General features: G+C 44.6%; 11 protein-coding genes. 5 read left to right on the top strand and 6 right to left on the bottom strand.

The window, feature by feature from the left end:
- The first annotated feature begins 113 nt into the window (after positions 1-113).
- The 5 genes from BET10_RS13330 to BET10_RS13310 all read left to right on the top strand — a co-directional run bounded on the left by BET10_RS13330 (position 114) and on the right by BET10_RS13310 (position 6,784).
- A complete protein-coding gene (locus tag BET10_RS13330) occupies positions 114-2,081 on the top strand; it encodes an FAD-dependent L-amino acid oxidase (protein WP_070986074.1) in 1,968 nt (655 codons plus the stop codon).
- A 59-nt stretch (positions 2,082-2,140) separates the two neighbouring features.
- On the top strand, positions 2,141-3,943 hold the full coding sequence (locus BET10_RS13325) for an alpha-keto acid decarboxylase family protein (protein ID WP_070986073.1): 1,803 nt from the start codon (positions 2,141-2,143) through the stop codon (positions 3,941-3,943).
- Positions 3,944-4,177: 234 nt separating this feature from the next.
- Entirely contained in the window at positions 4,178-4,477 is a 300-nt protein-coding gene (locus BET10_RS13320) for a YciI family protein (protein ID WP_070986072.1), read from the top strand.
- Positions 4,478-4,558: 81 nt separating this feature from the next.
- The gene (locus BET10_RS13315) at positions 4,559-5,704 is read left to right on the top strand and encodes an alpha/beta hydrolase (RefSeq protein ID WP_070986071.1); all 1,146 of its coding nucleotides are present in this window, start codon (positions 4,559-4,561) and stop codon (positions 5,702-5,704) included.
- A 456-nt stretch (positions 5,705-6,160) separates the two neighbouring features.
- Positions 6,161-6,784, top strand: coding sequence for a hypothetical protein (locus BET10_RS13310; protein WP_070986070.1), 624 nt, complete (start codon positions 6,161-6,163; stop codon positions 6,782-6,784).
- 62 nt (positions 6,785-6,846) lie between these two features.
- Here BET10_RS13310 and BET10_RS21515 read toward each other — a convergent pair whose 3' ends face one another.
- The 6 genes from BET10_RS21515 to BET10_RS21865 form a co-directional block, all read right to left on the bottom strand.
- Positions 6,847-7,002, bottom strand: coding sequence for a hypothetical protein (locus BET10_RS21515; protein WP_170829155.1), 156 nt, complete (start codon positions 7,000-7,002; stop codon positions 6,847-6,849).
- 329 nt (positions 7,003-7,331) lie between these two features.
- Complete coding sequence (gene fos / locus BET10_RS13305) at positions 7,332-7,730, bottom strand: fosfomycin resistance glutathione transferase (RefSeq protein ID WP_070986069.1); 399 nt, start codon at positions 7,728-7,730, stop codon at positions 7,332-7,334.
- Positions 7,731-7,882: 152 nt separating this feature from the next.
- The gene (locus BET10_RS13300; RefSeq protein WP_070986068.1) at positions 7,883-8,830 is read right to left on the bottom strand and encodes a heme-binding protein; all 948 of its coding nucleotides are present in this window, start codon (positions 8,828-8,830) and stop codon (positions 7,883-7,885) included.
- Between the two features lie 99 nt (positions 8,831-8,929).
- Positions 8,930-10,303: a M24 family metallopeptidase gene (locus BET10_RS13295; RefSeq protein WP_070986067.1), complete on the bottom strand. Its 1,374-nt coding sequence runs from the start codon at positions 10,301-10,303 to the stop codon at positions 8,930-8,932.
- A gap of 237 nt (positions 10,304-10,540) precedes the next feature.
- Positions 10,541-10,930 carry a SpoIIAA family protein gene (locus tag BET10_RS13290; protein ID WP_070986066.1) on the bottom strand — a complete coding sequence of 130 codons (390 nt, stop codon included), beginning with the start codon at positions 10,928-10,930 and terminating at the stop codon, positions 10,541-10,543.
- Between the two features lie 121 nt (positions 10,931-11,051).
- Positions 11,052-12,320 carry an eCIS core domain-containing protein gene (locus BET10_RS21865; RefSeq protein WP_083330544.1) on the bottom strand — a complete coding sequence of 423 codons (1,269 nt, stop codon included), beginning with the start codon at positions 12,318-12,320 and terminating at the stop codon, positions 11,052-11,054.
- Positions 12,321-12,388: the final 68 nt, after the last annotated feature.

Here is a 12,388-nt window from a genome sequence, read left to right as displayed (position 1 = left end):
AACAAGCAAAACGATTTATATCGCTAATCATGCAAGGAAGGCATCTGTTGTTACCAATGCTTTGTCGCTTACCTGCTTGATTTGTGACGCACAAACATTATCAAGGAACTATCATGACCCATTACAAGTTTGGCAGTGAGATTAAGAACAAATCGATACCTAAAAACGTAAAAGTCGCCATAGTTGGTGCTGGTATGTCAGGCCTTTACAGCGCTTGGCGATTAGAAAATGAAAGTAACATCAATGATTTTGCTATATTTGAGCGCTCAGATCGCACAGGTGGCCGCCTAGATTCAGACCTTATCAACTTCAAAAACCAAAAGTCAGGCCCAAATCAACCAAGCACTATCACGGTAAAAGAAGAACAAGGCGGAATGCGCTTTCTATTCGATGGCATGGACGATTTAATGGCGCTGTTCTTAAAGCTAGATTTGCAAGACCAGATTGTGCCATTCCCAATGAACAGCGGCGGCAATAACCGCCTGTATTTCCGTGGTGCAGGGTTTTCAGTCAGCGAAGCGGCAGACGATGAATATGCGATTTGGTCAGCTCTTTACAATCTAGACCCAGCCGAGCGCGGTATGAACCCAACCGAGATTGTGAATGTCGTGTTCAACCGTATCCTACAAGTCAACCCACACTTTAGCGAGCGCCCAAAAGTGAAAGGGCCAGAATTTTGGCAGAAATTCCGCTTAGACTGTCAATGGAATGGTAAACCTTTAAATGAATGGACGCTTTGGGATCTATATTCAGACATGGGTTATTCTCAAGAGTGTATCACCATGTTGTATCGCGCACTGGGATTCAACGGTACATTCTTATCAAAAATGAACGCGGGGGTTGCTTATCAACTCTTGGAAGACTTTCCAGCGGATGCGAAATTCCGTACTTTCAAAGATGGTTTTAGCACTTTGCCGAATGCGTTGGTAGATAAAGTCGGCACCGAGCGCATTCACCTACAAACCGAAATCGAAGCAATCGATTACGATGAAGAATGTAAAGAGTATATTCTACGCTACACCCACATTGATGAGCATGACCAAGAGCACCGCGGCCACATCCGAGCTGAAAAAGTCATTTTAGGCCTACCAAGGCTCGCTTTAGAGCGCTTATTTATTGGCTCGAACGCATTTCACCGCTTGCCAAAGCCAGAGTCACAGAAAATCTGGAACACCTTGCAAACCGCTACCAATCAGCCTTTGCTAAAAATCAATCTGTATTACGATAGTGCTTGGTGGGCAACGGGTATTACGGGTCGTCCTTCGGTTGAATTTGGCCCTAACTTTGCGGATTTACCAACAGGCTCTGTCTATCCATTTTATGCGGTCAACGACACCCTTGCAGCCGCATTGATGTACGAAGAACGTCGCACCAATCCAAGTAAAGAAACCCAAGCTAAACTGGATGAAATCAACGCTGAAAAGTACGAGCGTCCAGCGGCATTGACCATCTATTGCGATTATTTAAATATAAACTTTTGGAGCGCGTTGCAAGACAAGGGCGAGCTGTTCCACAATCCAAATCAAGATCGCTACGTGCAAAGTGTACCGTCAGACATTTACCCTGCATCTGTGGCTGTGGTTGAACAAGCCACCGCGTTTTTCAAGAAAATCTTCGACACACACTATGTGCCAGAGCCCGTGCTTACCAGCGCTCGCATTTGGGAAGGTAGTGTGGATTTCGATTTACCGCAGAGCCAACAATTTGGCTACGGTGTTCACCAATGGGCAGTGGGTGCCGACGACAGAGCTGTCATGGAAGAACTGACCGAGCCACTACCTAACCTATTTACCTGTGGTGAAGCATTCTCTGACTATCAGGGCTGGGTTGAAGGCGCACTACGTTCAACCGACCTTGTACTACAAAAAGGTTTTGGCCTTGCACCACTTAGCGAAGTGTATGAGCAACAAACTGGCGTTCCTCCTTCAATAGCAATTACCGCTGTATACGAAGAAAACGCCTCGAAACTTATCCATGAGTATATTGACCCACAACTGAGTCTCAGTGATGCACCGATTGATCATACCTGCGATAAACGCAGCGTATTGGGTGTAAACCTGACTTACTTCGACAAGATTTAAGAGCGCTCGTAGGAGGTGGCACACACCTCCTACTCAACACACAATCACAGAGAAATATTATGAACAATGTAATCAACGACTACTGTGTTGCTGACTATCTAAAAGCACGTCTGGAAGAAATTGGTGTCGAGCAAATGTTTGGCGTTGCAGGCAATTACACCGCCGCCCTACTTGATACCATACTGGCAGATGATAACTCCCCCATTAACATATCAGGTAACGCCAATGAGATTTGTGCGGGTTTTGCGGCCGATGCGTATGCTAGGTTGAAAGGGGTCAGTGCGCTGTACGTTACCTATAGCGTGGGCGCATTTAGTTTGCTCAACACCATCGCGGGCTCATTTGTAGAGCAGGTTCCTGTTATTTTGATCAACGGTGCGCCTACCAATAAAGAAGATCAAATATCTAAACAAGCAGGGCTGCTGTACTCTCACACTACCGGCTATGACTTTGTGGACATTCACATGTTCAAGCCCATCACGGTAGCAGCTGAGCGCATCACCAATGCGCAACAAGCACCATACCAAATTGATTCAGCCATCACCGCTATGCTGACGCAAAAGCGGCCAATCTACTTTGAGGTAGCCGAAGATGTTTGGCGTACCCCTTGCGCTAAACCTACCGGCAAACTTAGCTCTGGGGCAGAGGCAACCATTACGGTGAGCGAGGCAAGCAATGCCGCGCAAGCCACCGTTGAGCTAATGTTAAGTAAGCCAAACAGTATCTTTTGGGCGGGTATTGAGCTACAGCGTTATGGCTTGCAGGATAAGTTTTTGACCCTGCTAGATATCCTTAACCGCTCGCATACCTTGCCAAATCAGCATATCCATTTTGTTACCACCGCTTTGAGTAAATCCGTTATTGAAGAGACTCACCCATGGTTTGAAGGCTGTGTAACACTTAAAAATGAAGAGATTACCGATTTGGTCGGTGAAGACGGCGCGTTAATCGGTATCGGCGCGTGGACAACCGGCAAAGACACCGGTAATGAAGACATTCGCAGTGATAAAACTGTACTTGCAGCACATGGTGGCGTGTTTGTTGGTGCCAACTTCTATCCATCTGTTCAACTGGATCAGTACCTTGATGCGCTGATTGACAAGTTCACAGAGCTTGCCAAAGCCGAACCCGCTAAACTAGCTGGGCTTCGATTAACCAAACAATTAATGAAAACCGCAAGCCTAGCGCCAAACAGTGATAGTACGCTGGGCTATGACAATTTCTTTCACGCTATGAGCCAGTGGATCAGCGAAGATGATGTGATGATAGTCGATGCGGGATTTCCCCTGATTGGTGCACAAGGGGTTAAGATCCCAAGCCGAAATGGCTTTGTAGCACAAGCCGCTTGGTTGTCTATCGGTTACTCCGTACCTGCAGGTACAGGCGTAAAATGTGCGTTTCCCGATAAACGTTCAATCGTTGTAGTGGGTGACGGTGCTTTTCACGAGACCTGCCAAGCCGTGGCAGACCAACATACCTACGGGCAAAACACCGTGGTGTTTGTTATCGCCAATGGTATTTACGGTATTGAACAGTATTTGGTAAACCCCAACCCATTTAGAACGCCGCCAGTTGATTATGACGACAAGCTACTAGACGATGTTTATGCTTACAACGAGTTGCCTAGCTGGAACATTTCTAAACTGACCGATGCTTTTGGTGGAGTCGGTAGAAAAGTGAGCCATATGGGTGAGTTAATGGCGGTAATGGAAGAAATTCGCTGCAACCCAGAGAGTAACTTCTTGGTAGAAGTGGTGATCCCAAAAGAAAACGTGCCACTTTCTATTGCCCAAGAGGCTGGCAGTGCGGTGGGTGAAGATGAAATTGAAAACCCAAATTGGCCACCTGCTGGCAAATTCTAACCTCTCATAGCTTTTGCTTTATGAAGCCCACACATCTGTGGGGCTTCATTTCTCTCCCTAGCGATTATGGTCCTTTTTACACCGACCTTAACACAGCCCTCACACCTAAATAGCATCTCAACTTTTAATCATTCTTCATTTGATATACATTATTCCCTGTTTTAGAAAACACACGTTAAATCAATTGTTTCTAAACTCATTTACTTTGATCTCGCATTTATATAAGGAAGCACAATGCAATTCATCGTCACAGCCTATGACCACACCGATAGCGACGCACTTAACCGCCGTTTAGCCTGTAGAGAAGCCCACCTTGAAGGCATCAAACGCATGATCAAACAGGGGATTTTTTTAAGTGGTGGTGCCATGTTAGATGATCAGGGAAAAATGATAGGTTCATCCGTTCATTTACAGTTTCCAACCCGAGCCGCGCTTGATGAGTGGCTGGCCAAAGACCCCTATGTGAGTGAAAAAGTATGGGACCGTATTGAAGTTTGCGAGGCTCGCTTAGTACCGACTGAGCAGTTTAAATAGCGACGAGCTAGTCATTTTCATAGCCAAGCCCTGTGATTTGACTGTGGAAAATACTTGCAATACCCCAATGTAGGAAAGAACATGAAAACATTCATCGCTTTGTTAGCGTTTGTTACCAGCATTTGCCAAGCTAATGTAGAGCGCTTTTCAATCACCTCTAAAATCATTGATGAAACCACTACCGTGCGCGTTTCACTCCCCGATACCTATACCCACTCCAGCTCATTTAGTTACCCACTATTGATTGTGCTTGATGGCGCGACCCAGTTTCCACACGTTGCAGCAAGTACACAGTTTTTAAGCACCTATGCAATTTTGCCAGAAATGGTCGTGGTGGGAGTAAGCACCCACAAACGTCTACAATATTTCACCCCAACTGAGCATGAAGAATTTGTAGGGCGCTCTGGCCAAGCTAGCGCATTTAAGGGATACCTGCACAAAGAACTACTCCCAAGCCTAAAATCTAAATATCGGATAGCGCCGTATTATGTGATCTCAGGACATTCTATGGGCGGACTATTCACCAGCTATTTAGCACTGCAAAATGAGAACGAGTTTAACGCGCACATCGCAATTAGTCCCAGTCTCTGGTGGGATGAAAAAACACTGATGGATACTTATTTGTCCACCGAGCAGCTTACCCAGCCAAAGCGCTGGTTTTTGAGTATGGCCAACGAACCTGGCGAAATGAACGACTCGTATATTGCTATGCTTGATGCCTTAAAGAAGAAGCCAGTCAAAAACTTACACTGGTTTAGTCAGCGCTTTAATGGTGAAACCCATGACAGCACCCCATTGGTTGGCAATGCTCAAGCACTCAAGTCACTATTTCATAATTGGAATGCAGTGCCCGAGGTTGACGTGATGTCACTGCAGCAACTACAAGTGTTTTATCAACACATAAGCGGCGAGTACGGTTACAATTTCCCGTTATCAGCACATCAATACAATGTGTATGGCCTCAAAGCAGCCTACGAAGGAAAAACCGCTTGGGGCGTTGAGATTTTAGAACAAGGCGTAAAACACTTTGCTCAATCGGAAATCTTATGGGATAGCTTAGCGACGGCTTACAATCTCGATAACAAGCCCGTTAAAGCGTTGTCAGCCTCAAAGCAAGCGCTGCAACTGGCCAAAACAAATGACTCTATTTACCTTCATGAGATCACAAGCCAGAATAACCAACTGATGTCTAAGGTAGAATCGTTGAATGGCGTAGAATCACTGTAACAATACCAATAGAACAAAGCCTAAGTAACCGATGGTTTACCTATCAGTTTGGGTAAACCACCTACTACTTTTTGTCACAATTTGATAAAAATTCATCAAATCTAGCTATCTGATCCATGCTTTGTCTAACAGGCTCAGTGGCTACTCATGAAAATTCTGTACTTTCAACTGACTGCCTCTAATTAAAGTGGCAGCAATTATTTCTACTTAACCTGATGATATCGATTTGCCGGTCTATGGCGCTCAAAAGAGTAAACTTAATAAGCCATTTTGCGTGATTACCTCGAACAGTACACTCTCTGTATCCCACCAACTTAAGTTTGTTTGACCATACTTAGCACGACGCTTTGTGTACAAATCCTCCGTTCGAACACAGCATCGCACTGTGTTAAGTACACAGCGCTGAAAAGGACTCCATTAAGGAGATTCGTTAACCGGAATAAGGAGAGAGCCGTAATGAAACGCTTATTAGCATGTTGCATAGCTGCGTGCGCAATATCAAGCACAGCAGTACAAGCACAACTTTACAAACCAACGTTAACTCAAGAAGGTAATCAGTGGATGATCACGTTCCACGATGACCGTTCTTCCATTCATGCTCGCTGGGCCACACAAGGCCTATGCTTTTACTTTGTAGGCGTGAGTGGTACACATGAAATCTATCGCTGGGTTTCAAATACTTACCCCAACTGGAATGGCGTAGCCGAAAAAGAAGGTGATCAGGTCTTTATGTATGGTGACTTCTGGAACGAACGCGGCCATGATGGCATGGAATGGGAGCTGGTTACTCAAGTCAAAGACTCGCGCCCCGAAATCGGTGCTGGCCACTGGCATGAATGGGTGGAAAACTCCGCGTTTGGTAGCCTCTGGTTCTTTGGCAACGCGCATTTTGAACGAAAAGGATATTGTAGTATCAGTCGCCAAGGCGTAACAACGAAAAGTACCAGTGGCGAATCTTATGATGACGATGTAGGTTTACAGTTATCAGAGCAAGCGATGGAAAGATATAACACGCTAGAGCCACCAAGAGATGAAAAAGGCAGGTTGCTCTCACCTATGGGGCAAACTGAGCAGCAATAGCGAGTGCAATAAGATAAGCAAACGAGGCAGCCTGTTGGCTGCCTTTTTGGTTATATGTCAGATCAACAGACACCCGGTGATGTATAACATACTGGATAGCTATGTTGGCACATCCAAGGGGCTGTATATCCCCCACCCACCTGCTGAGTTTGCTGCTCATTTAGTTGTTTGTTGGTGTTTAAGTCTTTGATAGATTTTTTATTCAGTTTTATTTTCATTGTTTTGCTCCTTTATTGACTACAAAACAGCCTAATAAATTAATAAAACTTCATAAAGTGAATAAAATTCAAACAATAGCAATCTTAATACAAGCACCTTTTATAACATAAAAATTATTAATAATCGCGACCTACTCTGTAATATAAAAATTAAAATGAAGAGAAAAAAAGAAAAATATTATTAATTTTTATACAAACATCTGATCAAAGCTAAGATATCAATTAAAACCCATCATGGGGCACATACAGTAATTAAGCGTACAGGCTTTATAATCGTTAATTAGAGATGTTAAATACTTGCCAAAATGAAACTTATTCCATTTATCTCATTACAACCAAGTAAGGCCGTCATAGGGCTTTTGCTTTAATGTATTAAGACGGCTTTCTAAATTACCTACGTGTAACTCAAGCTTATGACCATCAGGGTCTAAAATATAAAGAGAAAGCCCTTCGCTTTGGTTTTTCTTCCACTGCGACACACCAGCCGACAAAACTCGGCGACTGAAGCGCTCAAAATCCGAAGGTGACACAGCAAAAGCAATATGTGTGTAATCATTCCTAGCGCAAGGTTTACCACAGCTCAGACACAGCCAAAGTTCCCCAATAGACAAGTAAGCACCGCCGTGCCATTTAACATGGGCCTTAAACCCCAATACATCCTTATAAAATGCTAATGAACGTGTCAGGCAGCTCACAGCAAGCGTGATATGGTTTAATCCTTGAATCATATTTTTTGTATGTTGTAGCGACGGGATGAAAGCAGCATATTGATTAACAAGTATTTTTGCAACGGTTCATTGAGGCGAATAATCCAGTCAAACATAAATAGAGCTTACTCACTACCACAATACAATCGATAGCCAATAAGCTCTCTTTAGCACTATTTACTTGGTTGCTTTTCTAGTGTGTTTATACTCACATGAGGCCATTTGATAAGGCCAGGCCCAATGGGACTGTCAAAAAACTCTAGCAATACCGTTTGAGTGTATTGCAACAACATTTTTGGCTCACCATTTGGGTGCTTTTCTTTAAGCTCATAAATCCAAAAGATAGAGCTCACTTCTGTTGCATTCGCTTGTCGAGTGATAAACGGAATATTGTTCACGCCACCACTGGCCAGTGCAGAATCAACTTTCAACTGCGTTACACTTTCTACTTTGTCTTGCTGGAAGAAAGGTAAAATCGCTTGATTGAGCAGCTCGTTGGGCTTGGTTGGGTCAAACACACCTTGGAATAGGTGCTCATGGAAGTGCAAATATGGATGCAGGTATGGATTGTCCAAGTTCTGATTGACACCAATTGGCAACCCACTAATGCTAGGAATGTCGAATCCCGTATGGTTTTTTTGGCTTTTCCCCAGTGCCATCACGGCATCACCATGCGGAATGCTGGACAGACGGGCTATATCTAAGTCCCCTGTTGTGTGATCTTTCATGTGCAGCCATAAACCCGGTTCATGGTGGATAGCAAGCCCAGGCTCCCCCGCTAATCCCGATTCTGGAAAATCAGCTGCTGCAATTTGTTCGATTGCTTGGACATAATCTACGGTAAATACTTCTTGATCGCCTCTCATGCCACGATTAGGCACATTTTTGTCGACCAGTTGAAAAGTGAGTGTTTCGTTGTATTGGTTATTGAGTAAACGGTAATCATGATTACCCGATGGAAAAGGTACTGCGATCATGTTCCAACCATGCCCATGAAACTGCCCCGAGTTTTTCCACACGCCAGGTAACTGGCTCAGTGGCCCTAACGCGGGCTCTGGGGTGCATGTGCTCTTAAGTGAACGTTTTGAAATTTTTTGCTCTGTGTGACCTGAATTAGACATATTCCCTCCTACTTTTCAGCTCCGTTGCTACAATTAGCCACTTATGTGTAGTTCAAATATGCCTGAATTGCTATTACATCCCCTTACAAATAAGGCGCTTTAGCGCGCCTTTATGATATGTAATTGTTTTTGCCTGCCATTTAGATATTTAACACCATCAGCATTAAAAAATGCGTCTTCTTCTAGCATGATGCGAATTTGCTTTTGCCACGCTTCTAGATAAACGTCATTGCTCAACTCTATTGAGTAGGCCGTATTTAAGTGTAAGGGATAGTCCCCATCACCAGGTTTACCTTGTTGCGCATCCCACATGCCAATTGTGGTGCCTGCCGCATGACCATGCAGACCAAGAGGATGTGTATATATGGTTGGTTTCAGCCCTCTTTCGATTGCAGCTTCGCGTGCCATTTTCAGTACTTCGTTACCTGTTCTTCCTGCCTTAAATTGTTCAACTAACGCGTCCTGAACTTGATTGCCCGAGTGTAACGCTGCTTGAAGATATTCAGGTGGTGACGTTTCGCCTGCTTTTAATACATAAGCGTGCTGCTGTGTATCAGTGTGTAATCTCAGATAAACAATACCAAAATCAACATGCAATAAGTCGCCCGGTTGAATGACATTGTCTCCATCCACGTTGGTAAAACTGGACTCATGGTCAAATTGACGTTTATCAGCGCGCTGAATCGACACGCTAGGGTGAAACCAAGTCTGTAGCTTTAATTCTCTAACGCGTTCGCGCAGCCACCAAACCAAATCATCGGTGGTGGTTTGCCCAGGCTCAATCACCTCGTTAGAAAAGCCTTGCGCAATAATTGCCTGCGCAATGGCAACGGCTTGTTTAAAATAAGGGATTTCTTCATTGATGCGCTGCTCAAGCCAACCAACCGCCAAACGTTCGGCCGAGGTTAGACGCTGCTGATATTTAGCTGGTATTTTGGCCAATAGTTTTTTCTGGTCGCTCACCACCAAGCCATCTGCGTGAGCCCAGTGCTTCGAGGTATTCACACCGATACGCTTAGGCTGGTACTTGTCTATCAAGTCCACCAATGCCTGCCACTGATCGGGTTGCGTATGTTTATCCCACGCACTTTTGAATACATTACCAATTTTATAAGGGGCAACTGCATAGGCATTGACCTGCCCTTGCTTATCAAGAGCAAAAACCAAAATTGTGGTGCGCCGTGCTGAAAGCCACGTGGCTGGCAGCATGGTTTTTAGAACTGGGTCTTCGTTGTATTCACGGCTAATCAAAACCCACATATCCAGATTGGTTTGCTTCATCAGTTTTGGTAGCAAAGTACTGACCCGCTTGGCGGTCAACTCATCAATCACAGCAGCGCGTTCTTTCATAGGCAAGATGCTAGAAAATAGCGCGTCACTTGCCATGCTAAAGCCACTAAAAACAATTAATGTCAGAAACTTAAACGGCAATAATGTGCGATATAAGGATGAAAAAGATCTACTGCTGGGCATATTCTCACTCCAATTATGAAACGTGTACAATTATCAGCCTATGCAAACTACTGACCTGCCACAATCACAATGAGATGAAGCCCCCATATTTACAGTTAGTTGAATTTTTTGGTTTTTTTAGGTACGAAGGTAGACTAGCTAAAAAGCGCTGTGCACATTAAGAGGCGCTGCGTATATTCAACTACTTAATGAAGATAACGCTACGCCTTAATCAATCACACAGTGTGAAAAGCCGTTTTAAGCTCTTTCATTTTCAAATAACCAAGCTTTAGCCTGTGAATACTCACTAAATTGCTCAACTTTTGCACCAATAAACCAACCCGCGATTTTAGCCAACGCGTCCTGCCAAGGTTGTGCGCCAATTAAAGCGACCTTTTCAAAATGAGATCCATATTTTAGTGCCAATTTAAAATCATCCCACGCAGCGTGCAATTCCCACCCTTCTAGGTGGGTCATATCTGCCAACACTTTCACGTGTGGGTGCTTCACCTGTTGAAAGGCGCCTTCAAGCATCGGGGTAATGGTTTTATAGTCTTCATGAGTAAGCGTACCAAATGCCTTCATGTGAATTACAAATTCGTCATTCATGCGACCAATGCCAATCGAAAATCCGTGTTGCTGTGACATACTTAATCTCCAGAGTATCAGTCAGTCCCATAATGAATTTAGTTGTACTTTGTAGACTCTACAAGCCGCAATACAAGCAGCTTTGATCGAACGCATTGTTTAAGGGGTTTTTTCATAACACCTACCTGTTATTGTTCCCCGCGGCATCATTCACTTGATCAATTGCACGTGCCTTTTTAGGCAGGTTACTCGCCAACGTGGCCCCCCCTAAAATCGTGGAGCTCGTCTTGCCCGAGTTGAGTCCTGTGACCCCCGCCCCTGTAGCAGCAACTAGTTCCAGCACATGTAAACCTGAATTTAACCATTTTAGTGCTTTCATACGTTTTGGATGCTTATGGTTACCCTGTTCATCCTTCACGTTCTGCAGGTAATCTGCATACGCTGTAGTTGCGCTTCGAAACGCTTTGATTGCACCAAACACAATACCAAAGACATTACCAGAGAACGCACCACCGACAATTGCCGAAATGGACTCTAAGGCGCGACATGCATCCATGATTGCCACTGCTGATTTCGATGGCTTGCCTTGACTTGTGTACGTTAAAATACCACGCAATATTTTTGAACCACCCACAATAATGGCTGCAATCGCAGGCACCGACAGAGCAAAATGGCTAGCAATTAAAACCGCCACCCCTGCAGCAAGTGTTAATCCACCCTCAGCAATTAACAGTCCTCCTTTGACCTTATGACCTAGGCCTGCGAGTTGTTTTGTGCCAAGTTCCTTGTCCTGAAATTGCGTAACAATGATGTTTTGTCCATGCTCGCATTTGCCATGTAACTGAGCCGTGGCCTGCTCTGAATGTTGCCACCTTTGATAAGTTTTGCGGCTCATGACGGCGTAGCCAATACCTTCAAGGCCAACGCTATCCATTGATTTAAATTGTGCAAACTCGCTGGTCTTCAAACGCTGCTGTTGTAAGGAAAAATTGGCTCCCGCGTATCTGTCATGGCTTGCACGCTGCAACGCTTTATTGCCCATTACTGTGGCTTCATGCTCAAGCGCAGCATTGTCGTTAACGTTCATACCGTTTACTTGTGTCGTTGGTTTAACACGCCCTTGCGCCTGTTGGACCACATGCCCCAATTCATGAGGTAAATGATGCGATTGCCCCGGAGCCAGATGAATGTCACTGCCTTGTGCATAAGCATGCGCTTGCACCATGGCGGGCTTACTAGAGTTATAGTGCACTTTTACATGATCCAAGCTCATGCCAGATAACGATTCCATCCCTGACTTTAAATTATCAGGCAGCCCTGTGGTATTGCGCTTTTGTCGCTGTACTGATGCCGGCCGATTATCAGCCAATACGCTTGCTCCTTGCAGCTGAGCCGCTTGTTGGGTGCTCGCTTTTTGTTTTCGTTGGTACTGCCGCTTGTTATCACTCATGTCACTATCCTTACTCTAAAACCAGTGGTTTATATCTGGCCCTGCTATTGCCTTGCGATCATTAGTTG

The sequence above is a fragment of the Pseudoalteromonas amylolytica genome (genome assembly GCF_001854605.1).
Taxonomy (GTDB): domain Bacteria; phylum Pseudomonadota; class Gammaproteobacteria; order Enterobacterales; family Alteromonadaceae; genus Pseudoalteromonas; species Pseudoalteromonas amylolytica.
This window is presented reverse-complemented; position numbering and strand designations above follow the sequence as displayed.

What these genes read in the sequence shown, in the direction of transcription:
- BET10_RS13325 (WP_070986073.1), top strand. Translation starts at nt 2,141, where the DNA reads ATGAACAATGTAATCAACGACTACTGTGTTGCTGACTATCTAAAAGCA.
- BET10_RS21865 (WP_083330544.1), bottom strand. Translation starts at nt 12,320, where the DNA reads ATGAGTGATAACAAGCGGCAGTACCAACGAAAACAAAAAGCGAGCACC.
- BET10_RS13290 (WP_070986066.1), bottom strand. Translation starts at nt 10,930, where the DNA reads ATGTCACAGCAACACGGATTTTCGATTGGCATTGGTCGCATGAATGAC.
- BET10_RS13320 (WP_070986072.1), top strand. Translation starts at nt 4,178, where the DNA reads ATGCAATTCATCGTCACAGCCTATGACCACACCGATAGCGACGCACTT.
- BET10_RS13300 (WP_070986068.1), bottom strand. Translation starts at nt 8,830, where the DNA reads ATGTCTAATTCAGGTCACACAGAGCAAAAAATTTCAAAACGTTCACTT.
- fos (WP_070986069.1), bottom strand. Translation starts at nt 7,730, where the DNA reads ATGATTCAAGGATTAAACCATATCACGCTTGCTGTGAGCTGCCTGACA.
- BET10_RS13295 (WP_070986067.1), bottom strand. Translation starts at nt 10,303, where the DNA reads ATGCCCAGCAGTAGATCTTTTTCATCCTTATATCGCACATTATTGCCG.
- BET10_RS21515 (WP_170829155.1), bottom strand. Translation starts at nt 7,002, where the DNA reads ATGAAAATAAAACTGAATAAAAAATCTATCAAAGACTTAAACACCAAC.
- BET10_RS13310 (WP_070986070.1), top strand. Translation starts at nt 6,161, where the DNA reads ATGAAACGCTTATTAGCATGTTGCATAGCTGCGTGCGCAATATCAAGC.
- BET10_RS13315 (WP_070986071.1), top strand. Translation starts at nt 4,559, where the DNA reads ATGAAAACATTCATCGCTTTGTTAGCGTTTGTTACCAGCATTTGCCAA.
- BET10_RS13330 (WP_070986074.1), top strand. Translation starts at nt 114, where the DNA reads ATGACCCATTACAAGTTTGGCAGTGAGATTAAGAACAAATCGATACCT.